Below are 23,789 nucleotides of genomic sequence, written 5' to 3' on the forward strand. Positions count from 1 at the left end.
GGTGGTGACGCGTCTGCGGCGCCGCACCGGGCCTCCCGACGGGTCGTCCGTGTCCGGTTGCGGAACCGCTGATCCGGGAGGCGCGGCTGACGGCACGTCGTCGGCCCGCGTCCACGTGCCCACCAGCTGGTCCGTCTCCGGCGTCACCGGGCCGGCGGGCCGCGAGGCCCGGCGGCTCATCGGCGGGCGGGGCCGACCGTGGACACGCTGGGATCGAGATCCTGCGTGCTCACCGGCGGGCGGGGATCGGTGGGATCGAGATCTCCTGCGTGGCACCGCGGTCGACCCCGAGCACGGACGCGACGGTGTCAGCGACGCGGTCCGGGTCGGAGAACAGCTGGAACGCGTGCACGCGCACGTAGTGCCAGCCGAGACGACGGAGCACCTCGGGACGCAGGCGGAGGGACTCGCGCAGCGACCCCTTCACCAGTGACGCGTCGGTCTCGATGGTGACGCACACCCCGCCGTGCGCGGCGACGAGGCCGAGCTTGCCACGGTGGCCGAGCGCGACCGGGATGCCGCGCATCTCGAGGCGACGTGCCAGGTCGACGAGCAACGGGTCGGAGTCGTCCGGCACGTACTCGGCGGTCGTGCGGGCGCGCACCTCGGCCAGGATCTCGGCGAGGGCGATGGTGCCGTGGCCCATGCGCTCGGCCTCGATGTCGGACGGCTGGAAGCACGTCACGATGACCATCGAGCGACGGGCACGGGTCATCGCGACCGCGAGCAGCCGCTCGCCGCCGGGCTTGCCGAGCGGACCGAAGTCGCGCAGCACGCGGCCGTGCGGTGTGCGGCCGTACCCGATGGAGAACACGACACGGTCGCGGCTCTGCGCCACCGACTGCTCGAGCGTCGCCACGATGAACGGTTCGGCGCGGTCGCCGATGACGAACTCGGTCAGGTCCTTGTGGCCCTGGGCGGCGGTCAGCACGGCCTGCTCGACCCGCACGGCGTGCTTCGCCGACGCGGTGATGACCATGAGCGACTCGGTCGGGCGGGTGCGGGCGTGGTCGATGACGAGCCGGACCACGCGGTCCACCTCGGCGTCGACGCTCTCGACAGCACCGGACTCGGGGTCGGGGACGGCCTTGCCGTCGCTGACGTAGTCGAGCGCGATCGAGCCGTGGCCCAGGAACGAGCCGGCCCACGGCAGGGACTCGATCTTGCCGCCGTAGAAGCGACGGTTCACGAGCTCGGCCAGGTCCTCGCCGCCGGCGCGGTACGACCGCGACAGCGACAGGGTGGGCAGCAGGGTGGAGAGCTTCGCGAGTGCGGAGTCGGCGTGGAACGCGTCGAGCGTGCCCTCGTCGACCTGCAGCGCCCGGTGCTCGGGGTCCACGGCGATGCGGAACGGCGACGGCGTCTGGGTGACGGGGTCACCGAACACGACGGTCTGGCGGGCACGACGGACGGCACCGACGGTCTCGGCGATCGTCACGGCACCGGCGTCGACCAGGATCACGGTGTCGAACGGCATCGTGTCGGCGATCTGCGGCACCTCGTACGGGCTCGCGAGCCAGACGGGGGCGATCGACCGGGACAGGTGCGGTGCGGAGTCCTGCAGCAGGCGCGAGGTGATCGCACCGTCGCGCAGCTGCGTCTTGAGCGCCGTCGCTTCTTCCGGCCAGTCGACGAGACCGACCTTCCAGTTCTCGGCGAGCTGCCACGCCAGGCCCTGGGAGACCCCGGCCGCGTGGGCGTCGTCCACCAGGCGGAAGTCGGCCTCGACCCGGTCGAGCATGTCGGTGTTCGCGCCGAGCAGGGCCCGGTCGGACTCGAGCATGGTCTCGAGGGCGGACTGCCACCAGGCGAGCTCGAGCTCGGCCGGCACCTGCACGTCCGGCACGTGCCGGTTCGCCAGGTCGGTGATGAGCGGTTCGAGCTGCAGGTCACGCAGGGTCTGCATGAGCTCGGTGCGCTCCTGCAGGTTGTGCAGGACGTCGGACTCGGCGGCGAGCTCGGCGATGGTCGGGACGAGCTGGTCGACCGGGGTGTTCGCGAGCTGGCGGTCGCGCTCGGTGCGGCCCAGCGGCTCGTCGAGACGCGCGAGGTCCTCGGCGACGTTCGAGAACAGCACCTGCACGTCGGCGATGCCGGTCGGCACCTCGGGGTTCACGCCGGCGGCGACGTAGCGCTGCCAGAGCACGCGCTGCTGCTGGACGCGGGTCAGTGCCTCGTGCAGGTCGGACACGTGCACGCCCGGTCGGACGTACTCACGTGCGAGCTTCTTCAGCCGCCGACGGTTCGTGGACGACATCGGGGCGCCCTCGCCGCGGGGGGCGGTGGCAGCGACGAGCTCGGACACCGAACGGTCGAACACCACCGGCAGGAAGCGGTCGAGCGTGTCGCGGATCTCGGTGAGCAGGCGCAGGTAGATGCCGAGCTCGTTGATCGTCGTGAACTGGCGCATGTGCGTCGTGCTCACCAGGTCGTGGGCGCGGCGGAGCAGGGTCGGCAGGCCGTCGGCGTCCAGGTCCTTCGCGATGCGGTGCGCACGCTGCGCCCCGTCGCTCGAGGAGAACTTCGCGCCGTACCAGGGCGAGTCGTCGGGGCCGTAGCGGAACTCGCCGAGGTTCGCGGCGCTGACCATGGTCTCGGCGACGCGCGACCGGCCGTCGACCATCGAGGCCACGGACTGCTTCGACAGCCGGGCGGTCGTCGACGGGGCGACGGGGAGCAGCGACAGGCGCGACAGCTCCACCAAGCAGTCGAGCACCGAGACGCCGAAGTCGGGGTCCTTGCGGGTGAGCGAGCCGCGGTAGTCCTTCAGCACCTTGCGCAGGCGGACCAGGGCGTCGTCGACCTCGCGGAGGTTCGGCCGCGCGGCCTTCTCGTTGCGGGCGATGGCACGGACGACGTCGCGGCGCAGGGTCGACGGCGTGACGGCGACCCCGGGCAGCTGGACCTCGCCGAAGCGTGCGGCGATGCCCCGCAGGGTGGCGCGGCGCGGGCTCACGACGAGGACGCGCTTGTTCGCCGCGACCAGACCGCCCAGGGCGTTCACGATGGTCTGGGTGCCACCGGTGCCCGGCAGGGTCTTCACGACGATGGAGTTGCCGGCCGTGATCTGGGCGATCACGTTCTCCTGCTCGTCGTCGGCGTCGAGCAGCAGCGTGTCGGTCTCGGGGCTGCGCTCGTCCGACGGGGTCTGCTCGACGGGGTGGTAGGACTGCTCGACCTGCCACTTCGCGCTCGGGTTGCCGGCCAGGGCGTCCAGCACGGGGTGCGACAGGTCGCCGGTGTCCTCGACCATGCCGGTCGCGACCTCGGCGAAGGCGGACACCACGAGTCGGGCGTGCACCGAGAAGCCCGGGATGTGCGCGGTCAGCCCACGCAGCCGGTCGATGACGGGGTTCGGTGTGAACGAGCCGTCCTGCTGTGCGAGGGCCACGAAGGACTGCGCGTCGAGGATCACCCCGAACTGCTCGTGGAGGGCGTCGGCGAGGCCCGGGTTGAGCACCGGCTCGCCGAGCAGTCGCACCTCGAAGTCGCGTCCGTGCCGACGGATCGCCAGCGGTCGCAGGAGCACGGGGCCGCGGAACTGCTCGTCGCCGTGCTTCCAGTCGGCCATGCCGATGCCGAGCTTCACGGCGTCGATGCCGCGCACGGTGGCGAGCTCGGTGCCCTTCGCCTCGACGTGTCCGGCGGCCACGCGGGCGGCACGGAGCGCCACCTCGTCGCGGATCAGGCTGGACAGCAGGGTCGTCTTGCCGGTGATGAACTGCGCGAGACCACCGGGGTGGGTGGTCGACAGCTCGATGCGGGCGCGCGGGTGGTCGCTGAAGTGCGTGAGCGGGCTGGTGCCACCGACCCCGGTCAGCTGGGTGCGCCAGCCGTCCCACGTCGGTTCCGCCGCGTTGCCCGCCTGCAACCGCGGGTCGCCCAGGCTGATCGCCTGCGGGCTCGTCATCTGCAGCTCCGGGCGGAGCATGCGGTCCGGCTCGTCGTCGGTCCGTTCCTGGTCCACGTCCTGCTGCTCGTCTCGATCGTCGTCGGAGCGCGCGCGGGCACCCTCGACGGGGACGTCGTCGTTCACGTCGTCCTCACCGTCGGTCGCCCTGTCCGCTCGCCACACATCCGACACTGTAGGCGGAACCGGACGGCCTCTCTGGCAATGAACCGAGGTTTCGGGGTTTCCGCATCGACGCGGCACGCGTCCGAGCGAGGCGTTCGTCCCCTCGGGTGTGGTACCAACGGGGCATGGCCATCGACGACCGCACCGCTCCGTCCGCCCCCACGCCGAACCGGCGTCGATCGGTCCCCGCCGAGATCTCACGCTCGTGGCTGCTGGTCTCCGGCACCGCGACCGATCGGTTCGACAAGTCCCAGCGGTCCCGCGCCGACCAGATCATCCTGGACATCGAGGACGCCGTCGACCCCGCCGCGAAGCCCTCGGCACGGCAGGGCGTCGCCGCCTGGCTGGCCGGCGGTGGCGAGGCCTGGGTGCGCATCAACGACGTCACGACGGACTTCTGGGCCGACGACGTCGAGGAGCTCCGTGGCCTGCCCGGGCTGCAGGGCGTCATGCTCGCCAAGACCGAGTCCCCCGCCCAGGTCACCGACACCTGGCACCGGCTCGGCGGCCAGACGCCGGTGATCGCCCTGGTCGAGTCCGCGCTCGGCATCGAGGAGTCCGTGTCGATCGCCAAGGCGCAGGGTGCGTTCCGCCTGGCCTTCGGGTCCGGCGACTACCGCCGCGACACCGGGACGAGCGCCGACACCCTCGCGATGGCGTACCCGCGGTCGAAGCTCGTCGTCGCCTCGCGCGTCGGCGACCTGCCCGGCCCGATCGACGGCCCCACGGTCGGGTCGTCGCACCCGATCCTCCGCGAGCAGTCGCAGGTCGCCGTGTCGCTCGGCCTCACCGGCAAGCTCTGCCTGGACACCGAGCAGCTCCCCGTCATCAACGAGGTCATCTCCCCCACCCCGACCGACGTCGCCTGGGCACAGGACTTCCTGGACGACTTCGAGGCCCGCGGCCGGGTCATCCGCGACGGTTCCGACCTGCCCCGACTCGGTCGGGCGCAGAAGATCCAGCGGCTCGCACAGGCGTTCGGGGTCGAGGCGCGGTAGGACTGCACGCATGACCTGGTCCAACGTCCCCGGCCCTCCGCAGCAGCCCTCCTCCGGCCCCACGGACGCGCAGCGCGCGGCGTGGGAGCGCGGCGGCACCACGTTGTTCCCGCCGGCGAAGCTCGCCGACCGGATCTCGACGGTCCTGCTCCTGGTGTTCGGTGCCGTGATGACCGCGATCACGGCGGTCGTCGGCATCATCGCGGTCGCCTCGGCCACGACGTCGTGCGACGCCTCGGCCGGGTGCTCGCCCGGCGGGTACTTCGGTGGCGCCGCCATCGCGGTCGGTGGCGCGTTCGTCATCGGGGTCGCCACGATCGTGCTGTCGATCGGCGCCTGGATCCGCCGCAAGCCGTCGTGGTGGATCGCCGCGATCGGCTTCGTGCTCGCGATCGTCGTCATCGCCTGGGGCGGCGTCGTGTTCGCGAACGCCGTCGACAGCGGTTCCGCCGCGTCGTCGGTGTCCGCCAGCGCCTGACCGACACCACCCTTCCGACAGGACACGCGTCGATCGACGCGTGTCCTGTCGGAGAACGCGTGTCCGTTCCGGCCTGGAGGCGCGAAGGCGGGGCCGCCACGGGCCTCCCGTCCGCCTGTCGGTCACGGTCACGGCGTGACCACCTGGGCGTGCGGGCGCACCCCCGGCGCATGCTGGGCCGATGAAGCAACGAGTCATCGGAGACGTGTCCGTCAGTGCCATCGGTCTGGGCGGGATGCCCATGTCGATCGAGGGCCGACCGGACGAGCGTCAGTCCATCGCCACGATCCACGCAGCGCTCGAGAACGGTGTCACGCTCATCGACACCGCCGACGCCTACCACCTCGGCGGCCACGACGAGGTGGGGCACAACGAGGAGCTCATCGCGCGGGCCGTCCGGGAGTACCACGACGACACCTCGGCCGTGCTCATCGCGACGAAGGGCGGACACCTGCGCCCCGAAGCCGGCAACTGGACCCAGAACGGGCACCCGGAGTACCTGAAGGAGGCGGCGAAGGCGTCGGCGAAGCGGCTCGGCGTCGAGCAGATCGGCCTGTACCAGTTCCACCGTCCCGACCCCGCGGTGCCCTACGCCGACTCGATCGGGGCGCTCGCCGAGCTGCTCGACGAGGGCGTCATCCGGATGGCGGGCATCTCGAACGCCGACCCGGACCAGATCCGCACCGCGAACGAGGTGCTCGGCGGACGCCTGGCCTCGGTGCAGAACCAGTACTCGCCGAAGTTCCGCTCGAGCGAGCCGGAGCTCGAACTGTGCGACGAGCTCGGCATCGCGTTCCTGCCGTGGAGCCCCCTCGGCGGCATCGGGAGTGCGGCGGACCTCGGCACGGCGTTCGAGGACTTCGCCTACATCGCCCGCGACCGTGGCGTCACCCCGCAGGTCATCGCCCTGGCGTGGGAGCTGCAGAAGAGCGACGTCGTCGTCCCGATCCCCGGGGCGTCGCGCCCGCAGTCGATCCTGAACTCGATCACCGCGCCGACCGTGCGGCTGCGACCGGAGGACGTCGCACGGCTCGACGCGTCGCAGGCCGCGGCCGCCTGACCCGTCCCCCTGGGATGCACGACGCCCCGCCGCTCCTTCGCAGGAGGGCGGGGCGTCGTCGTGTGTGGTGCGCGGTGGCGGTCAGCTCTTGGCGGGGCAGACGGCCGAAACCTGGTCGAGCGTGCTCTGCACGTCGGACTGGGCCTTCTTGACCTCGGTCGAGTCCTCTGCCGAACCGGACTCGATGGCCGAGCTGTAGCGCTTGGCCGCGCCCGAGAACTCCTCGAACGTGTCGTGCACCTGCTCGTTCGAGACCTTCGTCAGCGCCGAGTCGATGCGCTGGACGAACTCGCCGATGAGCGCCCCGCGGGCCTTCACGTCGGACGGAGCCGTGTTGGCCCCCTGCTCCTTGAGGAACGACGCGAGTTCGTTCTCGAGCAGGGAGCAGGCCTCCTGCTTGCTCTGCGCGGGTGCCGCCGCGGTCTTCGACGCCGAGGGCGCACTGGACGCCCCCGAGTCACCGCCGGACGAGTTGCCACCGTTGCCACCGTCACCGCCGGAGCAACCGGCGAGCAGCGTGAGTGCGAGGCCGGCCGTGGCCAGCGCGGTGAGGGTGCGGCGCATCAGGAGTTGCACTCCTTCTGGAACGCGTTGCCGGCGTCCTGCACCTTGGTGCTGGACTTCGTCAGGCCCGAGACGTCGGCCGACTTCGGGTCCTCGGCGATGTCCTCGATGTCGTCGACCAGGTCGCCGTAGGCCTCTTCGAAGGCGTCGCCCTTGGCCTTCAGGTCGTCGTCCGACAGGTCGTCGACGCCGTCGGAGATCTTCGCGTCGAGCTCCTTGAGCTTCGTGACGGCGGCGTCCGGGTCGGACTGCAGGTTCGCGGCCTCGGACTGCACGCCCTCGGCAGCGGACTTGACGGTCTTCTCGAACTGGGTGCACTGCTCGGCCTTGGACGGCCCGGTGGAGCAACCGGCGAGCAGCGTGAGTGCGAGGCCGGCGGTGGCCAGCGCGATGAGCTTCTTGGGCATGGTGGAGGGTCCCCCTCGATCCGTCCGCACTCCCCCGGATGAGGTGCAGATCCATGATCGAGCGTACAGGGAAGATCCGCTCCGGGTCCGGCCGGCCGCGGCCCCCGACAGCCGGCACGAGGGACGGGGCGCGTACCGTCGAGGGCATGCACGCCATCACGTTCGACCACGCTTCCATGTCCGTCACCGACCTGCCCGACCCCCGACCCGGCACCGACGAGGTCCTGATCGAGGTCGCCGCCGCCGGCGTCAACAACGCGGACCTGCAGCAGCGCGCCGGGAACTACCCGCCGCCGCCCGGGGCCTCGGACGTCCTCGGGCTCGAGGTCTCCGGCACGGTCCGGGCCGTCGGCACCGGGGTCACGACCGTCGCGGTGGGCGACCGGGTGTGCGCACTGCTCTCCGGCGGCGGGTACGCGTCGCTCGTCGTCGCCCCGGTCACCCAGGTACTGCCGGTCCCCGACGGGGTCGACCTGGTCGAGGCCGCCGGTCTGCCCGAAGCCGCCTGCACGGTCTACTCGAACATCGGCATGCTCGCCGGGCTCCGACCCGGGCAGACGCTCCTGGTGCACGGTGGCACGGGCGGCATGGGGTCGCACGCGGTGCTGTGGGCGAAGGCCCTCGGTGCGACGGTCATCGCGACGAGCGGTGGGGAGCGCAAGGTCGCCGCGTCCCGGGACCTCGGTGCCGACCTGGTCGTCGACCACCGCACCGAGGACTTCGTGGAGCGCGTCCTGGCGTTCACCGACGGGGTCGGTGTCGACGTGGTGCTCGACGTCGTCGGCCCGTCCTACCTGGACCGGAACCTGCAGGCCCTCGCCCCGAACGGGCACATCGCGGTGATCGCCGCGGGCAGCGGCCGCACCGCCGAGCTCGACTTCGGGGTGCTGATGCGCAAGCGCGCGTCGATCAGCGGCACGACCCTGCGCGCCCGGCCGCTCGCCGAGAAGGCCGCGATCGTCGCCGCCGTCCGCGAGCACGTCTGGCCCTTCGTCGCCGACGGCAGCATCCGACCGGTCATCGACTCGGTACTGCCGCTCGCCGAGGTCGAGGAGGCCCACCGCCGCGTGCGCGACGGTGAGGTGATCGGCAAGGTGCTGCTGACGCCCTAGGCGTGCACGCGGGCGAGGAACTCGACCAGCGCGGGGTGCTGCGGGTGGTCGAGGACCTCGGCGGGCGATCCCTGCTCGACGACCTCGCCGCGGTGCAGGAAGACGATCCGGTCGGCGACGTTCCGCGCGAAGTGCATCTCGTGCGTCGTCATCAGGATCGTCGAGCCCTGCCGCTTCAGCTCGGTGACCAGGTCGAGCACCTCGCCGACGAGCTGGGGGTCGAGCGCACTCGTGACCTCGTCGAGCAACAGCAGCTCGGGGTCGGACGCGATGGCCCGGACGATGGCGACGCGCTGCTGCTGCCCGCCGGACAGCCGGTCGGGGTACGCGTCGGCGAACGAAGCGAGGCCGATCCGGTCGAGCAACCGTCGCGCGGTCTCCTCGGCCTGGGCCCGTCCGATGCCGTGCACCTGACGGGAAGCGAGCGTGACGTTGTCGAGCACGCTCATGTGCGGGAACAGGTTGAACTGCTGGAACACCACGCCGATGCGGGCCCGCACGGCGTCGACGGCGACGCGCGGGTCGGCGATGTCCGTGCCCTGCAGCAGGATCTCGCCGTCGTCGATGCCCTCGAGCAGGTTGACCGTCTTGAGCAGCGTCGACTTGCCCGACCCGGACGCCCCGATGACACAGATGACCTGGTGGCGGTGCACCGTCAGGTCGATCCCGCGCAGGACCTCGTGCTCGCCGAAGGCCTTGCGCAACCCGCGCAGCTCGAGGACCGCGGCGTCCGTACCGGACGCACCACGGGCCTCCAGGCCTGCCTCGCTCATACGGTCCCTCCGATCTGCTCACGCCGCTGCTGCCGACGCGCGATCGCGTCCGTGACGCGGATCAGCGGCAGGCTGATCACCACGAACAGCAGCCCGGCGACGAAGTAGGGGGTGAAGTTGTAGGTCTCGGCCTGCGCGATCTGGGCGGAGCGGACCGCGTCGACGGCGCCGAGGATCGAGACCAGGCCGACGTCCTTCTGCATCGACACGAAGTCGTTCATGAGCGCCGGCGTGACCTTGCGGATCGCCTGCGGCAGCACCACGAGGCGCAGCGTCTTGGCGTGCGAGAGCCCGAGCGACCGGGCGGCCAGGCGCTGCGAGGGGTGCACGGCCTCCATGCCGGCCCGGAGCACCTCGGCGATGTACGACGAGTAGGTCAGGGTGATCGCGATCGTGCCCCAGACCTCGGCGGGCAGCCGTGGGAACACCCCGAGCCCCGGGATGCCGTAGCCGACCAGGTAGAGCACGATGATGAGCGGCAGGCCGCGGAACAGGTCCGTGTACCCGGTCGCGAGCATCCGCAGCGGGAAGAACACCGGGTTGCGCAGGCCCCGCACGACCGCGAGCAGGGTGCCGAACACGGCGACGCCGATGGCGCTGAAGAACAGGATCCGGACGTTCAGCCACAGGCCCAGCAGGATGTCCGGGAACGTGTCGATCGCGGTCTCGGGGTCGAAGAACGACTGCTGCACCGCCGCCCAGCCGGGGGTGTTCACGACGCCGAAGTACACGACGGCGAGCACGACCAGGGTGGAGACGACCGACACGACGACCGAACGACGGCCCCGCTGGCGACGGTAGAGCCGACGCTCGAGCTCGACCTGGCTCGGCGCGGGGGCGGCCACCGGGGCGCCGGCGCCTGCTGGCAGCGTCATGCGGTTACTTCAGGACCGGGGTGCCGGTCTCGGACGACAGCCACTTGGTCTGCAGCTCCTGCAGGGTGCCGTCGTCGTCGAGGGTCTTGAGGGCCTTGTCGACCTTGCTCGTGAGCTCCGAGTCCTTCGGCAGGACGAAGCCGAACTGGTCGCCCTTGCCGTCGTCGGGGAACTGCGCCGACACGGTCCCGTCGTCGAGCTGCGCGCCGGACATGTAGAACGCCGTCGGCAGGTCGGTGACGATGGCGTCGATCTGGCCGGACTTGAGTGCGAGCACGGCGTCGTCGTTCGAGTTGAACACCTGCGGGGTGACCCCGAGGACGTCCTTGACGCTCGCGATGCTCGTCGAGCCGGTCGCGACACCGATGGCGTCCTGCTTGAGCGCCGCGATCGTGGTGTCGTCGGCGGCCTTCGACTTCTCCGTCGTGACCACAGCCTGCGTCGTCGTGTAGTACGCGCTCGACATGTCGACGGCCTTCTTGCGCTTCGCGTCGATCGAGAACTGCTGGACGTTGAGGTCCCAGTCCTTCGGGCCCGGGGCGATGGCGCTGTCGAAGGTGCTGCGCTTCCAGACGACGTCGGACTTGCCGTAGCCCATCTCCTTCGCGACGGCGTACGCGACGGCGGACTCGAAGCCCTTGCCGGACTGCGGCTTGTTGTCCTCGACCCAGGGCGAGTACGCCGGGTCACCGGTGGCGATCGTGAGCTTGCCGTCGGTCACGGTGCCGTCGGCGTTGCTGCTGCCCCCGGCGGAGCAGGCCGACAGGGCGAGGGCGGCGACCGCGGCGGTGGCGACGGCGAGGGTGAAGCGGAGGGGACGGGTCACGGTCGGGCCTTCGTGCGAGGGGGGGGTGGGGGCAGGTCGAAGTGTACTTCGCGGTGGGATACCAACGCGAAACGGTGTCGCGGTGCTACTCGGCGGCAGAGTCCCCGTCGTCGGCCATCGTGAAGTCGTCGAACGAGAAGCCCGGCGACACCAGGCAGCTCAGCAGCACTTCGCCGTCGCCCGGGATCGTCCGCTGCCACACCCCGCCGCGCACGAACGCCTGCGCGTCGTTCACCCGGTCGCGGCCGGCGTCCGGGCCGAGCGTGATCGTCGCGCCGGGCTCGGGGACGTCACCGTCGCCGCCGAGCTGCAGGTCGACGGTGTCCGGACCGTGCCACATCCAGATCTCGTCGCTCGTGACCCGGTGCCAGGCCGAGGCCTCGCCCGGGGGCAGCAGGAAGTGGATCAGGGTGGCGGCCGGACGGTCCCCCGCGGGGGTGGTGACCGTCGCCGGCGAGGTCCAGGTGCGGACGTACCAACCGCCCTCGGGGTGCGGTTCCATGCCGAGGGCGATGGCGCGCTTCGGCACGTCGAGCCACTCGATCAGGTCGCCGTCGACGGTGCGACGGGCGGCCATGCCGGGGCGGGGTGCGGTCTCGGTCATCGTTCCTCCTGGTGCGGTGCGGGGATGTCCATGCGCGGGGAAGCCGGTTCGGTGACGACGCCCGCCGCGGCACGGACGACCCCGCGGATCACGGTGGCGGCCGCCCGCCCGGCGCCGTCCTCGACGAGCTCGGCAAGCGCGTCCGGCACGGTACGGGCATCGACGTCGAAGACCGCCAGGTCGGCACGCGCCCCGACGGCGAGGTGCCCGATGCGGTCCGGCCCGACGGCGAGCCCCATCGCGTGCGCGCCCCCGAGGGTCGCCGCCGCGAGCAGCCGCTCGTGCAGGTCCCGGTGCCCGTAGCCCTGGGCGCGGGCGATCCGGTGCAGCGCGGTGACGTCGGCCACCAGGTCGAGGGACGGCGACGACGACAGGGAGTCGGTGCCGATGGCGATCGGGCTGCCCTCGCGCAGGTAGTCGGCGACGGGCGGCGGATCGAGGCCGATGACGGCGTTCGACCGCGGGCACAGTGCGACGGCGGTGCCCCGGGCACGCAGGAGGGCCCGGTCGGCCGCGGTCATGTAGACGCCGTGGGCGATGTGGCAGTCCGGGCCGAGCACCCCGAGCCGGTCGACGAACGCGGTGGCACTCGCGCCGAAGCCCAGGGCTCGCAGCGCCCGGAACGACGGCACGTTCGCCAGGTGCCAGTCGTTCCCGTGTCCGACGCCGTCGACCCCGTCGAGCCCGGGGACCGGACCGAGGGCGGTGCGCTCCCCCTCGAACGCCGCTTCGCCGAGGTGCAGGTGCAGTCGCAGACCGCGCTGCCGCACGATGTCGGGGAGCTCGAGCAGCGGGGCGACCTCGAGCGAGTACGGCGCGTGCGGCGACAGACCCGCACCGGGCGTCGTGGGGATCCGGTCGAGTTCGTCGAGCACCTGGTCGCGACCGTGCGACTGCCAGGCGTCGTTCTCCCAGTCCATGACCTCCCAGTACGCGATGCCGCCGAGCCCGGCGTCCTGCAGCGCGGTGGCGGCCTCGATGTCGGTGACGATGTCCGCGATGCTCGTGACGCCGGCCAGGATCGACGCCCGTGCACCGTCCGCGGCTTCGGCCCGCCAGTCGTGGGGTTCGGCGTAGTCGACGTTGAACGCCGCGGCCCAGTCCTCGAATCCGCCGTACTGGCGCTGGCCGACACTGGCCATGCCGGTGTACTGCAGGTGCGAGTGCGCGTTCACGAGTCCGGGTAGGAGCGCGCCACGCCACTGCCGCTCGGTGAACGTCGCGCCGGACCCGGTGAGCTGGTCGATGACCCACGACCGGTCGCCGACGTGCAGGATGCGGCCGTCCTGCACGGCGACCGCGCCGTCCGCGATCGGCGGCGCGGTCATCGGCACGACGACGCGCGCCGAGTGCACCGTGACCGGGTGCTGTCGGGCGCTCACGTGGGGTCTCCGAAACGGTGCGTCCGGACGTCCGGCTCGCGGTCCGCCGGGTGTTCAGGGGGGAGGCCTGGGCCCACGCCGCCGGTTCCGGTCTGACGCGCCAGCGGCAGCCCGGCCGTGCCGGTGGGGAGAGGCCCGACGTGCGTTCCGAAGGCGGCGAGCGCAGTGCGGGCGGTGATGTCGTCGACCGCGGGGTCGATCGGCACGACGGCACGCTCCAGCTCGTCGCCGCGTTCCAGGAGCATCCGGACGGCGCCGAGCTGCACGGCGAAGGACAGGTCCATGATCTCGACCGGGTTGCCCTCGGCCGCGGTGATGTTGATGCAGCCACCGTCGTCGAGCACGATCGGCCCGCCGTCGACGCCGGGGAACACGAACCGCTCGGCCTTCGGCCCCACGGGCCGCCGTTCGACCCCGGCGGCGAGGGCGTCGTCGACCGCGATCTCTTGGTCGACCCCACCGGCGACGGCGACGATCGCGCCGTCCGCGCAAGCACGGAGCACCTCGAGGTCGATGGTGTCCGGCACCCCGGTGGCGCTCATCACGAGGTCGGCGTCACGCACCGCCTGGACCAGCGGGGCCACGGCGTACCCGGCGAAGCGGGCCTGCAGGGCGCGGACCGGGTCGGTCTCGGCGACCGTCACCCGGAACCCGAGGGCGGCGAGCACCAGGGCGACCCCTTCGCCGACGTGCCCGAACCCGGCGACGGCCGCCGCGCCTCTCCCCACCGGCACGGCCAGCCCGCCGCTGGCGCGTCGAGCCGGAACCGGCGGCGTGGGCCCAGCCTGCAATCGGTGTGCGCCGGACGCGAGCCCGTCGACCAGGTCGAGCACCGCGAACACCGTCGACTGCCCGGTGCCGTACCGGTTGTCGAAGAACGTCTTGGTGCGGGCGTCGTTCACCGCGATCACGGGGATGCCGAGCTCGCCGCGCGCTGCCAGCACACGCAGGGGCCGCAGGCCGCTCGTGGTCTCCTCGGCGGCGCCGAGCATCGTCGGCAGCAGGTCGGGGCGCTCCTGGTGGGCGAGCCGGATGACGTGTGCCCCGTCGTCGAGCAGGATGTGCGGCGCCGTGTCGAGCATCGCGAGGGCCAGCCGCTTCTGTTCGGCGAGTGTCGCGGTGCTGCTCGCGAACACCGTCAGGCCGGCGGACCGCAGTGCGTCAGCGACGGCGTCGTCGGTCTCGTCGGCGTGGGCGTAGACGACGACCTCGGCACCGGCATCGCGGAGCAGCAGGCTCAGCACCGCCGTCTTGGGTTCGAGGAACATCGCGACGCCGATGCGTGTGCCACGAAGGAGTCCGCCGTCGCGGAGTTCGGCGGCGACCGACCGGGCGACCGGCATCGACCGCCGGGCCCATCGCAGGCGGGCCTCGGCTGGGGGGTCGTGCTCGGGGTCGCGGCCGGTGGAGACGAGGAAGACGTCGTCGGAGAGCATCGGAACGGCGAGGACGCCGGGGCGGGCGGGTGCGACGGGACCGAAGGCGTCCTCGTCGACGGCGGGCAGGTACCGACCGGCGTCGATGACGACCAGGGTGGCGCCGCGCGGGCGGTCGGCTGCCTGCTCGACGGCGGGCGTCGATTCCTCGGGCGTGCCGAGACACCAGAGCTGGTCGACCAGGTCGGACGGCTGCTGCGGGTTCGGCTGCTGCTGTTCGTCGGCCTCGCGCGCGCCGAGTGCGGTCAGCAGGTGCCGGAGCGCCGTGGCATCCCGGGGGTCCCCGCCGACTATGCGGAACCGGCGGGCGGCGACGAGCAGGTTGGTCGCAGCGGCGAACCGCCGGACAGCCGCCGAGGCCCAGGCCAGCGTCGCGGGGTCGGGTGCTGGCGGCATGTGCCAATCGTAGGGCGAGGCCGGGCACGCGCCTGCTGCGGAGGCCTGCGGTCCTGTCGCCCTGCGGCTCGGGCGTCGGGAATGCCCGGTGTCGCTCCGACGTACTCTCTGCACATGAGCGATGCGACGACTGCCCCCGACCGCGTGACCATGTTCGGCGCCGACTGGTGCCGCGACTGCCGTCGGTCCAAGGCGCTGCTCGACACCCTCGGCGTGGACTACGAGTACGTCGACGTGGAGCAGGACCTGTCCGCGGCGGACCGTGCCGAGGCGATCAGCGGCCGGAAGAACATCCCCGTCGTGGTGCTGCCGAACGGCAAGCACTTCGTCGAGCCGTCCGACGCCGAGCTGCGCGCCGAGCTCGAGGCCTCCGGCGTCGTCTGAGCCGCACCGGCAACGCGCGGGTGAACATCGGATGAATCAGGCATCATGAGCGCGTGATCATCGACGCTCACCACCACCTCTGGGATCCCGCCGACCGGCCGTACCCCTGGATGGACGACTCGGTCGCTCCGATCCGCCGACGGTTCGACGTGGACGACCTGCGCGCCGCCGCTCGGAGCACCGACGTCACCCGGACGATCGTCGTGCAGGCCGTGCACGACCCCGGCGAGACCGCTTGGCTCCTCGAGCAGCCCGAGCCGGTCGCCGGGGTCGTCGGCTGGGTGGACCTGACCGCCCCGGACGTCGCCGACCGGATCGCCGCCCTCGTCGCCCTCGTCGCACGACCCGGTCGCACCCCCGTGGCCGGGAACCGCCTGGTCGGCATCCGGCACCAGGCGCAAGACGAACCGGACCCGGACTGGCTCGCCCGGCCCGAGGTCGTCCGAGGCGTCCGCGCCCTCGCCGCCGCCGGCCTGGTGTTCGACCTGCTCGTCCGCGCACGGGAGCACCGTGCAGCGCTGACACTGGTCGACGCCGTGCCCGAGGCCTCGTTCGTCCTCGACCACGCCGGCAAGCCCGACATCGCGGGCGGGGGCCCCGGGTGGCCGAGCCGGATGGATGACTTCGCCGCACGCCCCACAGTCGTCTGCAAGGTGTCCGGCCTGTTCACCGAGGCCGGCCCGGAGTGGCGACGGCAGCCGGTCGACCGGTACGTCCGCGCCGTGGTCGAGCGGTTCGGCCCGGCGCGGTCGATGTTCGGGTCGGACTGGCCCGTCTCGACACTCGCCACGACCTACGACGACGTGGTCCGACGCACCACCGAGGCACTGGCCGACCTGAGCCCGGACGAGCGCCAGGCGATCCTCGGCGGTACGGCGGAGCGCACCTACCTGCATGACAGGACCCTCAGCACCCGGAACCTTGTCGACACCTCGGACCAGACATAGGATGTCTCTGGTTGCGCCGGTGCAGCCGGAGAGCGAGGAACGATGCAGTTCGCACGACTCGGCCCCGCGGGCGACGAGATCCCCGTCGCGGTCGACACCGACGGCGAGGTCCTCGACCTCCGCCCGATCACGACCGACATCAGCGGCGCCTTCCTGGCAGCGGACCCGGTCGCCCGCGTCCGGCACGCGCGCGACGCCGGCGACGTCCGGGTGCTGCCCGACGCAGAGGGCCTGCGTCGCGGCGCACCGGTGGCCCGCCCCGGCAAGGTCGTCTGCATCGGCCTGAACTACCGCGACCATGCCGCCGAGACCGGCGCCGAGATCCCGACCGAGCCGATCGTGTTCATGAAGGACCCGATGACGGTGATCGGCCCGGACGACCAGGTCCTGATCCCCCGCGGCAGCGAGAAGACCGACTGGGAGATCGAACTCGCCGTCGTCATCGGCGCCACCGCCCGGTACTGCGACTCCGACGAGGCGGCGAGCGCCTGCATCGCGGGCTACACCATCGCGAACGACGTCTCCGAACGCGCCTTCCAGCTCGAGCGCGGCGGGCAGTGGGACAAGGGGAAGTCCTGCGAGACCTTCAACCCGCTCGGCCCGTGGCTGGTCACCCCCGACCAGGTCGACCCGGCGGCGCTCGCGCTCCGGCTCACCGTCAACGGCGAGGTGCGGCAGGACGGCACCACCGCCGACATGATCTTCCGACCCGTCGAGATCGTCCGGTACCTGTCGCAGTTCATGGTGCTGTACCCCGGCGACGTCATCAGCACGGGCACCCCGGCCGGGGTCGCCCTCGCAGGACACGCGCCGTACCTGCAGCCCGGCGACGTGGTCGAACTCACCGCCGACGGGCTCGGCTCGCAGCGCCAGACCGTAGGAGCAGCCTGATGACCGACACCACCGACCAGACCGGCACCACCGGCACCACCGGGACGCCCGGCAGCCACGCGGGTCTCCGCGCGATCGTCACCGGCGGCGCCTCCGGCATCGGCGCGGCCATCGCGGCAGCCCTGCGGGAGCGCGGCGCAGCGGTCGCCGTGCTCGACCTGCAGCCGTCCACCGCCGAGGGACTCGTCTCCGTCACCTGCGACGTGTCGTCCGACGAGTCCGTCCGTGCCGCCGTCGCGTCGGCCGTCGACCAGCTCGGCGGTCTCGACGTGCTCGTGAACAACGCCGGCATCGGCGCTCAGGGGAGCGTCGAGGACAACACCGACGACGAGTGGCGCCGCGTGTACGAGGTCAACGTGCTCGGTGCCGTTCGCCTGTCCCGCGCCGCACTCCCCCACCTCCGGGCCTCCGACAGCGCGAGCATCGTCAACACCTGCTCCGTCGCGGCCACCGCCGGGCTCCCCCAGCGTGCGCTGTACTCGGCCACGAAGGGGGCGATCTCCGCACTCACCCGCGCGATGGCAGCCGACCACGTCCGCGAGGGCATCCGCGTCAACGCCGTCAACCCGGGCACCGCCGACACCCCGTGGATCGCACGGCTCCTGTCGACCGCGGACGACCCGGCAGCCGAACGCGCCGCGCTCGAGGCACGCCAGCCGCACGGCCGACTGGTGCAGGCAGCCGAGGTGGCCGAGGCGGTCGCCTACCTGACGAGCCCGCTCGCCCGGTCGACGACGGGCGTCGAGCTGGCGGTCGACGGCGGGATGCAGGCGCTCCGGCTGCGGCCGGCGTGATCGCGCCACGGCTCCGCCGCACGGCCTGGAGGCCCGTCCCGGGTATCGTCGGGACGTCCCGTCGCACAGGCGGCCGGGTCCACAGGAGGTGGTGACGTGGCGTCGTTGACCGACGATGCGATCGCACGCATCCAGCAGATGATCGTGAGCGGCGAGCTCCAACCCGGCCAGCGCCTCCCGCCCGAGAAGGAACTGAGCGAGTCGCTCGGCCTGTCGCGGAACAGCCTGCGTGAAGCGGTGAAGGCGCTCGAGCTCATCCGCGTGCTCGACGTCCGACGCGGCGACGGCACGTACGTGACGTCCCTCGAACCAGGCGTCCTGCTCGAGGCGGTGTCGTTCGTCGTCGACATGCACCACGACCGGTCGCTCGTCGACCTGCTCGAGGTGCGACGCATCCTGGAACCGGCGTCCGCCGTCCTGGCGACCGCGCGTGCCACGGAACAGCAGATCGACGAACTCGCGACCCTGATGCAGTCCGTCACCGACGACACCGGCGTCGAGGACCTCGTCGCCCACGACCTGTTGTTCCACTCGACCATCGCGGGCATCGGCGGCAACCAGTACCTGTCCGGACTGCTCGACGCCCTGTCGAGCAAGACGGTACGGGTGCGGGTGTGGCGGGGGCTGACCCAGAACGGCTCGGTGCAGCGGACCCTCGACGAGCACGCGGCCATCGTCGACGCCATCCGACGCCGCGACCCGCAGCTCGTGCAGGCCCTCGTCGTGTCCCACGTCGAAGGGGTCGAGCGCTGGTTGCGGCGCTCCCTGGACTGAACCCGACAATCCTCCCAGGTAGTTCCGTGTTTCGTTGGCCGTCGGCCCACAGCACGGCGTCTTGCCGCTGCTCGGACCGGCCGCAGAACAAGGAGAACACCATGGGCGTCATCGGCACCATCATCGGACTGATCGTCGTCGGCCTCATCGCCGGCGCCATCGCACGACTCGTCGTTCCGGGCAAGCAGCACATCTCCATCCCCATGACGATCCTGCTCGGCATCATCGGCTCGTTCGTAGGCGGGTTCCTCGGGTTCCTGATCTTCCGCCACGACCTGGCCGACGGCTTCTTCCAGCCTGCCGGCATCATCGGGTCGATCATCGGCGCGATCATCGTGCTGCTCATCTACGTGCGTGTCTCGGGCCGCGGCTCGCGCAACCGCTAGTCGCACCAGTCGGCCTCGCCGGCGCACTACCGAAGGCACCCCGAACCGCGCAACCGCGTGGCCGGGGTGCCTTCGTCGTGCGTGGGTCAGGTGTCGAGCAGGCCCGCAGCACGCAGGTCGTCCCAGAGCGCCTCGGGCACGACGGCGGCGGCCCGGGCGACGTTCGAGCGCACCTGGTCGGCGGACTGCACGCCGAGGGCGATCGCGGCGACCGCCGGGGCCCGCCGTGGGAACGCCAGCGCGGCCTCGGGCAGGGTGACCCCGTGGCGGTCGCACACGTCGGCGATGGCGTTCGCCCGCGCGAGCAACCGCGCGGGCGCCTCGGCGTAGTCGTAGGTCACGCCGGCCGCGGGGCGCTCCTGCCCGAGCAGCCCCGAGTTGTAGACGCCGACCGCGACGACCGCGACGCCCAGCGCCGCGCACCGGTCGACGAGCGCCGCCGCCGGTTGCTCGAGCAGCGTGTACCGGCCGGCGAGCATGACGACGTCGCAGAGCCCGGTGTCGACGGCCGCCGACAGCGCCTCGACGGAGTTCGACCCGACGCCGACCGCCCGCACGACGCCCTCGTCGCGGAGCTCGGCGAGGGTCGGCAGCGCCTGGGTCAGGCCGTCGGTGAGCGAGTAGACGTCCGGGTCGTGCAGGTAGGCGACGTCGACGTGGTCGAGCCCGAGCCGGCCGAGCGAGTCGTCGAGCGAGCGCCGCACGCCCGAGGGCGACGGGTCCCACTGCCGCACGGTGTCGTCCGGCACCGCGAAGCCCCCGGACGCCAGGTCGTCGCCGTCGCCGCGCCCCGGCACGAGCACCCGACCGACCTTCGTCGACACGAGGAACTCCTGCCGGGGGCGTCCGGCGAGCGCCACCCCGAGCCGTCGTTCGGACAATCCGAGGCCGTAGTGCGGAGCGGTGTCGAACCCGCGCACCCCGGCGTCCCAGGCGGCGTCGACCGTGTCGCGGGCGTCGTCGTCGGAGACCGGACGGAGCAGGTTGCCGATGCCGGCCCCACCGAACCAGAACGGCCCACGGTCCAGGTCGAGGGCGAGGTCCGTCACGGGGCCACCTGGTCCACGCCGTCCACCTGGTCCGCCAGCGACCAGACCAGCGGGACGCCGTCGTCGTCGCCCGAGTAGTCGTCGGCCGCCTGGAGCAGCGGGTTGATCGTCTCCTGCCACTCGGCGTTGACCGGGTCGTCGGCGAGCGCCCGGCGCATCGCCCGGTGGTCCTCGACCTCGATCAGGTGGACCAGGTCGAGCCCGTCCCGCCAGATCGTCCAGTCGTGCACGCCGGCCTCGCGCAGTCGTGCCGCGAGCGCGGGCGGGACCGAGGCGTGCACGGTGTCGTACGCCGCCTCGTTCCCGGCCCGCAGTCGCGTCCGCGTCAGGATCCGCTGCATCAGTCGCGCAGGAACAGCTCGACGACGGGGACGGCGACGTCGGGTCGCACGATGGGCAGCGTCAGGGTGAGGGTGCCGGCGGGCTGGCCGCCGAGCCCGGTGTTCTGCGCTCGGGTGCCCGGCGGGATCTCGCGGAAGTGGATCTCCGACGCGTCGTTGAGCAGCTGCGCGTACGCCACCTTGCCGGCCAGGTCTGGCAGGTGCACGTGCTCGAACGGCCAGGCGAACAGGTGCAGGTACAGGCGGTTCCCGTTCTGCGTGTAGACGGTGTTCCGCGGGGCGACGAACTTCGCGGGTCCGGCGCCGTACACCGAGCGGGCGTGCTGGTGCATCCACGTCCCGATGCCCTCGAGCGTCCGGCGGGAGACCCCGTCGAACTCTCCGCGACCGGTCGGCCCGATGTTGAGCAGCATGTTCCCGTTGTTCGAGACGCCGTCGACGAGCATGCGGACGAGCAGGTCGACCGGCTTCAGGTTGAGGTTGTCGCGGTCGTAACCCCACGAGCCGTTCAACGTCTGGCAGGCCTCCCACGGCACCGGGACCCCGCCGACCTCCATCGGCTTGTCGGGCTGGTACTGCTCCGGGGTGACCAGGTCACCGGGGATGTCGAGCCGGTCGTTGACGATGATGCCCGGTTGCAGGCGCTTCGTCAGCGCCATGAGTTCCTCGGAGCCCCACTCGTCGCGACCCTTGCCGCCCCAGATGTCCTCGTGGTCGTTGTCCCGGTACGAGAAGTCGTAGAACAGGTAGTCGATCTGCCCGTAGTCGGTGAGCAGCTCCTCGATCTGACCGTGGAGGTACTCGCGGTAGCGGGACATGTCGCGGCCCTCGTTGAACGCCTCGATCTCCTCCGCCGAGTCGTCGCGCCGGGGGTGCACGCCGTCGACGGTGAAGTCCGGGTGGTGCCAGTCGATGAGCGAGTGGTAGAAACCGACCCGCAGCCCCTCGGCACGGACGGCGTCGACGAACTCCCGAACGATGTCCCGGCCGAAGGGGGTGTTCGTGGACTTGTAGTCGGTGAGTGCGGTGTCCCACAGGCAGAAGCCCTCGTGGTGCTTCGTGGTGAGGACGACGTACTTCATCCCCGCCGCGCGAGCACGGCGGGCCCAGTCGGCGGCGTCGAACAGGTCCGGGTCGAAGTGGTCGAAGTACTTCTGGTAGTCGGCGTCGGTGATCCGTTCGTGGTTCTTCACCCACTCGTGCCGTGCCGGCAGGGCGTAGAGCCCCCAGTGGATGAACATGCCGAACCGGTCGTGGGAGAACCACGCGGGGAACCCCGCGTGATCGGTCGCGGTCTGCGGCTCGGCAGGTGCGGTGATGGTCATGAGGCCAGTGTTCCTTTCAGTGGAGGACGAGGGAAGACGTCCGGCGGCGTCACCGGCCGCCGAGACCGCTGGTGACGATCCCCTTGACCAGGTGCTTCTGGAGCAGGATCAGCAGGATCACGGTGGGCAGCATCGAGATCACCGACGCCGCCATCACGAGGTTCCACTCGGAGCCCTGCTGCCCGAAGAACTGCTGCAGGCCGAGCGGGATGGTGCCACGGGCCTCGACGTCGTTGACGATGACGAGCGGCCAGAGGAACGAGTTCCAGTACGCGATGAACGAGAACACGGCGAGGACCGCCATCGTCGGCCGGGCGAGCGGGAGCATCACCGAGCAGAACGTCCGGATCGCTCCGGCACCGTCCACCCGGGCGGCGTCGTCGAGCTCCTGCGGCACGGTGAGGAAGAACTGCCGCACCAGGAACGCGCCGAGGGCCGTGAAAGCCCACGGGATGATGAGCGCCTGGAACGTGTCGACCCACCCGAAGCCCTGCATCATCACGTACATCGGGATGACGAGGACGTCCTGCGGGATCATCAGCGTCGCGAGGAACAGGACGAACACCGTGTTCCGGCCGCGCCACCGCAGCCGTGAGAACGCGTAGCCGGACAGCACCGCGACGGCGACGTTGATCGCGGTGCCGGCCGCGGCGACGAACACGCCGTTCAGGATGAACCGGGCGAACGGCAGGTAGGTGAACGCCTGCGCGTAGTTGCCCCACTCGATGGACGAGCCCCACAGGGTCGGCGGGGTCGTGAACACGTCGGCCGACGGCTTCAGGCTCGTCGCCACCATGTAGATGAGCGGCGAGACGAACAGCAGGGCCACCAGGCACAGCAGCACGTACCCGACCGCGTGGCGCACCCTGCCGGCCTGCCGGTGCGTGCGGGGCAGCGCCCGCGGGTTGATCGTCCGGTTGGACGAGGTCAGCTCACTCATAGTGCACCCACCGCTTCTGTCCGAGGAACTGGACGGCCGTGATGCCGAGGATGATGACGAACAGCACCCATGCCCCGGCCGATGCGAGTCCGAGCTGCTGGGTCTGGAACCCGGTGTTGTAGATGTACTGCACCAGGGTCTCGGTCGCGGTGCCGGGACCGCCCTTCGTCAGGACGAACGGCTGCACGAACACCTGGAACGAGGTGATCAGGGTCATCATCGTCGCGAAGAAGATCGACGGCGAGATGAGCGGGAACTTGATCCGCCAGAACATCTGCCAGGCGTTCGCCCCGTCGAGCTGGGCAGCCTCGATCTGGTTCTCCGGCACCGAGTCGAGCGCCGCCGAGAAGATCAGCATGTTGTAGCCGAACCCCTGCCAGACGCTCATCGCGACGACGGCGAGCATCGCCCAGTGGTCGTCCGCCAGGAAGTTCGGGGCGTGCACGCCGACGGTCGACTGCAGCGTCGCGTCGATGGCGCCGCCCGGCTGGTACAGCATCCGCCAGACGACGACGTTCGCGACGATCGGCGTGATCGTCGGGATGAAGAACAGCACGCGGAAGACGTGCCGGTGCCGGATCTTCGGGGTGAGCCAGGCCGCGAGTCCGAGGGACACGACCAGGTTGAGCGGCACGTAGAGCACGACGAACAGCACCGTGTTGAGCGTGACCGTCCGGAAGATCGGGTCGGAGAACAGCTGCGCGTAGTTCGACAGGCCGGCCCACGAGCGTTCACCGAGCATCGGCCAGTTCATGAAACTCACGACGAGCGACGCCAGGATCGGGAACGCCGTGAACACGACGAGGCCGATCGAGTGCGGTGCGGCGAACGCCGCGCCCCACCACGAGCGTCGGCCGAGCTCGGCGTCGGCGCCGCCGGTCTTCCGGCGGGGCGCCGCGCCGGTCGCGACCGCGACCGCGGGCGCGGGCAGCGCCGCCTCGGCGGGTGGGTCCTGGATGGTGGTCATGCGAC

Annotated in this window: 24 protein-coding genes; 10 read left to right on the forward strand and 14 right to left on the reverse strand. The window is 71.6% G+C overall.

From position 1 onward, the window contains the following. Nucleotides 1-229: 229 nt before the first annotated feature. Entirely contained in the window at nucleotides 230-3,931 is a 3,702-nt protein-coding gene (locus tag BOSE127_RS09165; protein ID WP_228500961.1) for an AAA family ATPase, read from the reverse strand. A 269-nt stretch (nucleotides 3,932-4,200) separates the two neighbouring features. Here BOSE127_RS09165 and BOSE127_RS09170 point away from each other — a divergent pair, with 269 nt between their 5' ends. The 3 genes from BOSE127_RS09170 to BOSE127_RS09180 all read left to right on the forward strand — a co-directional run bounded on the left by BOSE127_RS09170 (nucleotide 4,201) and on the right by BOSE127_RS09180 (nucleotide 6,611). After that, nucleotides 4,201-5,073 (forward strand): HpcH/HpaI aldolase/citrate lyase family protein, encoded by an 873-nt coding sequence (locus BOSE127_RS09170; RefSeq protein ID WP_017887994.1) that lies wholly within the window; start codon nucleotides 4,201-4,203, stop codon nucleotides 5,071-5,073. Nucleotides 5,074-5,083: 10 nt separating this feature from the next. Further along, complete coding sequence (locus tag BOSE127_RS09175; protein WP_159556966.1) at nucleotides 5,084-5,551, forward strand: DUF6264 family protein; 468 nt, start codon at nucleotides 5,084-5,086, stop codon at nucleotides 5,549-5,551. A gap of 181 nt (nucleotides 5,552-5,732) precedes the next feature. Continuing rightward, nucleotides 5,733-6,611, forward strand: a complete 879-nt coding sequence (locus BOSE127_RS09180) for an aldo/keto reductase (RefSeq protein ID WP_031260190.1) — start codon at nucleotides 5,733-5,735, stop codon at nucleotides 6,609-6,611. Nucleotides 6,612-6,692: 81 nt separating this feature from the next. On the opposite strand, the gene BOSE127_RS09185 is transcribed toward BOSE127_RS09180, so the two are convergent. Together BOSE127_RS09185 and BOSE127_RS09190 are read right to left on the reverse strand one after the other, a co-directional pair. Continuing rightward, nucleotides 6,693-7,175: a hypothetical protein gene (locus BOSE127_RS09185; protein WP_159556968.1), complete on the reverse strand. Its 483-nt coding sequence runs from the start codon at nucleotides 7,173-7,175 to the stop codon at nucleotides 6,693-6,695. Further along, entirely contained in the window at nucleotides 7,175-7,582 is a 408-nt protein-coding gene (locus BOSE127_RS09190) for a hypothetical protein (protein WP_017887998.1), read from the reverse strand. Before BOSE127_RS09190 ends, BOSE127_RS09185 begins: the two co-directional genes overlap by 1 nt. A 146-nt stretch (nucleotides 7,583-7,728) precedes the next feature. Here BOSE127_RS09190 and BOSE127_RS09195 point away from each other — a divergent pair, with 146 nt between their 5' ends. Beyond that, a complete protein-coding gene (locus BOSE127_RS09195; protein ID WP_159556970.1) occupies nucleotides 7,729-8,694 on the forward strand; it encodes an NAD(P)H-quinone oxidoreductase in 966 nt (321 codons plus the stop codon). Here the strand turns inward: BOSE127_RS09195 and BOSE127_RS09200 are convergent. The 6 genes from BOSE127_RS09200 to BOSE127_RS09225 form a co-directional block, all read right to left on the reverse strand. Continuing rightward, complete coding sequence (locus tag BOSE127_RS09200; protein WP_042540059.1) at nucleotides 8,691-9,467, reverse strand: amino acid ABC transporter ATP-binding protein; 777 nt, start codon at nucleotides 9,465-9,467, stop codon at nucleotides 8,691-8,693. The two genes, BOSE127_RS09195 and BOSE127_RS09200, sit on opposite strands and share 4 nt — an antisense overlap. Beyond that, the gene (locus BOSE127_RS09205; RefSeq protein ID WP_071250335.1) at nucleotides 9,464-10,342 is read right to left on the reverse strand and encodes an amino acid ABC transporter permease; all 879 of its coding nucleotides are present in this window, start codon (nucleotides 10,340-10,342) and stop codon (nucleotides 9,464-9,466) included. The genes BOSE127_RS09200 and BOSE127_RS09205 overlap by 4 nt, the downstream gene beginning before the upstream one ends. A gap of 4 nt (nucleotides 10,343-10,346) precedes the next feature. After that, nucleotides 10,347-11,168, reverse strand: a complete 822-nt coding sequence (locus BOSE127_RS09210) for an ABC transporter substrate-binding protein (protein WP_056071722.1) — start codon at nucleotides 11,166-11,168, stop codon at nucleotides 10,347-10,349. An 85-nt stretch (nucleotides 11,169-11,253) separates the two neighbouring features. Beyond that, nucleotides 11,254-11,772 carry a cupin domain-containing protein gene (locus tag BOSE127_RS09215; RefSeq protein WP_236559526.1) on the reverse strand — a complete coding sequence of 173 codons (519 nt, stop codon included), beginning with the start codon at nucleotides 11,770-11,772 and terminating at the stop codon, nucleotides 11,254-11,256. Beyond that, the gene (locus tag BOSE127_RS09220) at nucleotides 11,769-13,154 is read right to left on the reverse strand and encodes an amidohydrolase family protein (RefSeq protein WP_236559527.1); all 1,386 of its coding nucleotides are present in this window, start codon (nucleotides 13,152-13,154) and stop codon (nucleotides 11,769-11,771) included. The genes BOSE127_RS09215 and BOSE127_RS09220 overlap by 4 nt, the downstream gene beginning before the upstream one ends. Next, the gene (locus BOSE127_RS09225; RefSeq protein ID WP_159556972.1) at nucleotides 13,151-14,986 is read right to left on the reverse strand and encodes an adenosylhomocysteinase; all 1,836 of its coding nucleotides are present in this window, start codon (nucleotides 14,984-14,986) and stop codon (nucleotides 13,151-13,153) included. The genes BOSE127_RS09220 and BOSE127_RS09225 overlap by 4 nt, the downstream gene beginning before the upstream one ends. Nucleotides 14,987-15,100: 114 nt before the next feature. On the opposite strand from BOSE127_RS09225, the gene BOSE127_RS09230 reads away from it, so the two are divergent. From BOSE127_RS09230 to BOSE127_RS09255, 6 genes are all read left to right on the forward strand, one after another. Continuing rightward, a complete protein-coding gene (locus BOSE127_RS09230) occupies nucleotides 15,101-15,370 on the forward strand; it encodes a glutaredoxin family protein (protein WP_017888006.1) in 270 nt (89 codons plus the stop codon). Between the two features lie 53 nt (nucleotides 15,371-15,423). Next, nucleotides 15,424-16,317: an amidohydrolase family protein gene (locus BOSE127_RS09235; protein ID WP_159556974.1), complete on the forward strand. Its 894-nt coding sequence runs from the start codon at nucleotides 15,424-15,426 to the stop codon at nucleotides 16,315-16,317. A 42-nt stretch (nucleotides 16,318-16,359) separates the two neighbouring features. Further along, on the forward strand, nucleotides 16,360-17,208 hold the full coding sequence (locus tag BOSE127_RS09240) for a fumarylacetoacetate hydrolase family protein (RefSeq protein ID WP_017888008.1): 849 nt from the start codon (nucleotides 16,360-16,362) through the stop codon (nucleotides 17,206-17,208). Continuing rightward, nucleotides 17,208-18,002: an SDR family NAD(P)-dependent oxidoreductase gene (locus BOSE127_RS09245; protein WP_201300444.1), complete on the forward strand. Its 795-nt coding sequence runs from the start codon at nucleotides 17,208-17,210 to the stop codon at nucleotides 18,000-18,002. Before BOSE127_RS09240 ends, BOSE127_RS09245 begins: the two co-directional genes overlap by 1 nt. A 138-nt stretch (nucleotides 18,003-18,140) precedes the next feature. Continuing rightward, the gene (locus BOSE127_RS09250; protein WP_042540122.1) at nucleotides 18,141-18,776 is read left to right on the forward strand and encodes a FadR/GntR family transcriptional regulator; all 636 of its coding nucleotides are present in this window, start codon (nucleotides 18,141-18,143) and stop codon (nucleotides 18,774-18,776) included. A 101-nt stretch (nucleotides 18,777-18,877) separates the two neighbouring features. Next, a complete protein-coding gene (locus BOSE127_RS09255; RefSeq protein ID WP_017888011.1) occupies nucleotides 18,878-19,162 on the forward strand; it encodes a GlsB/YeaQ/YmgE family stress response membrane protein in 285 nt (94 codons plus the stop codon). An 86-nt stretch (nucleotides 19,163-19,248) separates the two neighbouring features. Here BOSE127_RS09255 and BOSE127_RS09260 read toward each other — a convergent pair whose 3' ends face one another. The 5 genes from BOSE127_RS09260 to BOSE127_RS09280 are packed head-to-tail and all read right to left on the reverse strand — an operon-like array spanning nucleotide 19,249 to nucleotide 23,784. Then, on the reverse strand, nucleotides 19,249-20,211 hold the full coding sequence (locus BOSE127_RS09260; protein ID WP_042540067.1) for an aldo/keto reductase: 963 nt from the start codon (nucleotides 20,209-20,211) through the stop codon (nucleotides 19,249-19,251). Further along, nucleotides 20,208-20,552, reverse strand: coding sequence for an L-rhamnose mutarotase (locus tag BOSE127_RS09265; RefSeq protein ID WP_042540069.1), 345 nt, complete (start codon nucleotides 20,550-20,552; stop codon nucleotides 20,208-20,210). The genes BOSE127_RS09260 and BOSE127_RS09265 overlap by 4 nt, the downstream gene beginning before the upstream one ends. Next, nucleotides 20,552-21,877: an alpha-L-fucosidase gene (locus tag BOSE127_RS09270; protein WP_159556976.1), complete on the reverse strand. Its 1,326-nt coding sequence runs from the start codon at nucleotides 21,875-21,877 to the stop codon at nucleotides 20,552-20,554. The genes BOSE127_RS09265 and BOSE127_RS09270 overlap by 1 nt, the downstream gene beginning before the upstream one ends. A gap of 49 nt (nucleotides 21,878-21,926) precedes the next feature. Continuing rightward, nucleotides 21,927-22,817 carry a carbohydrate ABC transporter permease gene (locus BOSE127_RS09275; RefSeq protein ID WP_017888015.1) on the reverse strand — a complete coding sequence of 297 codons (891 nt, stop codon included), beginning with the start codon at nucleotides 22,815-22,817 and terminating at the stop codon, nucleotides 21,927-21,929. Then, a complete protein-coding gene (locus BOSE127_RS09280; RefSeq protein WP_042540073.1) occupies nucleotides 22,810-23,784 on the reverse strand; it encodes a carbohydrate ABC transporter permease in 975 nt (324 codons plus the stop codon). Before BOSE127_RS09280 ends, BOSE127_RS09275 begins: the two co-directional genes overlap by 8 nt. Between the last annotated feature and the right edge of the window lie 5 nt (nucleotides 23,785-23,789).

Source organism: Curtobacterium sp. 8I-2 (genome assembly GCF_902506155.1).
In the GTDB taxonomy this organism is placed as follows: Bacteria; Actinomycetota; Actinomycetes; order Actinomycetales; family Microbacteriaceae; genus Curtobacterium; species Curtobacterium poinsettiae.

What these genes read in the sequence shown, in the direction of transcription:
- BOSE127_RS09180 (WP_031260190.1), top strand. Translation starts at nt 5,733, where the DNA reads ATGAAGCAACGAGTCATCGGAGACGTGTCCGTCAGTGCCATCGGTCTG.
- BOSE127_RS09280 (WP_042540073.1), bottom strand. Translation starts at nt 23,784, where the DNA reads ATGACCACCATCCAGGACCCACCCGCCGAGGCGGCGCTGCCCGCGCCC.
- BOSE127_RS09265 (WP_042540069.1), bottom strand. Translation starts at nt 20,552, where the DNA reads ATGCAGCGGATCCTGACGCGGACGCGACTGCGGGCCGGGAACGAGGCG.
- BOSE127_RS09200 (WP_042540059.1), bottom strand. Translation starts at nt 9,467, where the DNA reads ATGAGCGAGGCAGGCCTGGAGGCCCGTGGTGCGTCCGGTACGGACGCC.
- BOSE127_RS09225 (WP_159556972.1), bottom strand. Translation starts at nt 14,986, where the DNA reads ATGCCGCCAGCACCCGACCCCGCGACGCTGGCCTGGGCCTCGGCGGCT.
- BOSE127_RS09165 (WP_228500961.1), bottom strand. Translation starts at nt 3,931, where the DNA reads ATGCTCCGCCCGGAGCTGCAGATGACGAGCCCGCAGGCGATCAGCCTG.
- BOSE127_RS09275 (WP_017888015.1), bottom strand. Translation starts at nt 22,817, where the DNA reads ATGAGTGAGCTGACCTCGTCCAACCGGACGATCAACCCGCGGGCGCTG.
- BOSE127_RS09270 (WP_159556976.1), bottom strand. Translation starts at nt 21,877, where the DNA reads ATGACCATCACCGCACCTGCCGAGCCGCAGACCGCGACCGATCACGCG.
- BOSE127_RS09205 (WP_071250335.1), bottom strand. Translation starts at nt 10,342, where the DNA reads ATGACGCTGCCAGCAGGCGCCGGCGCCCCGGTGGCCGCCCCCGCGCCG.
- BOSE127_RS09185 (WP_159556968.1), bottom strand. Translation starts at nt 7,175, where the DNA reads ATGCGCCGCACCCTCACCGCGCTGGCCACGGCCGGCCTCGCACTCACG.
- BOSE127_RS09215 (WP_236559526.1), bottom strand. Translation starts at nt 11,772, where the DNA reads ATGACCGAGACCGCACCCCGCCCCGGCATGGCCGCCCGTCGCACCGTC.
- BOSE127_RS09230 (WP_017888006.1), top strand. Translation starts at nt 15,101, where the DNA reads ATGAGCGATGCGACGACTGCCCCCGACCGCGTGACCATGTTCGGCGCC.
- BOSE127_RS09170 (WP_017887994.1), top strand. Translation starts at nt 4,201, where the DNA reads ATGGCCATCGACGACCGCACCGCTCCGTCCGCCCCCACGCCGAACCGG.
- BOSE127_RS09250 (WP_042540122.1), top strand. Translation starts at nt 18,141, where the DNA reads ATGATCGTGAGCGGCGAGCTCCAACCCGGCCAGCGCCTCCCGCCCGAG.
- BOSE127_RS09255 (WP_017888011.1), top strand. Translation starts at nt 18,878, where the DNA reads ATGGGCGTCATCGGCACCATCATCGGACTGATCGTCGTCGGCCTCATC.
- BOSE127_RS09195 (WP_159556970.1), top strand. Translation starts at nt 7,729, where the DNA reads ATGCACGCCATCACGTTCGACCACGCTTCCATGTCCGTCACCGACCTG.
- BOSE127_RS09175 (WP_159556966.1), top strand. Translation starts at nt 5,084, where the DNA reads ATGACCTGGTCCAACGTCCCCGGCCCTCCGCAGCAGCCCTCCTCCGGC.
- BOSE127_RS09240 (WP_017888008.1), top strand. Translation starts at nt 16,360, where the DNA reads ATGCAGTTCGCACGACTCGGCCCCGCGGGCGACGAGATCCCCGTCGCG.
- BOSE127_RS09245 (WP_201300444.1), top strand. Translation starts at nt 17,208, where the DNA reads ATGACCGACACCACCGACCAGACCGGCACCACCGGCACCACCGGGACG.
- BOSE127_RS09190 (WP_017887998.1), bottom strand. Translation starts at nt 7,582, where the DNA reads ATGCCCAAGAAGCTCATCGCGCTGGCCACCGCCGGCCTCGCACTCACG.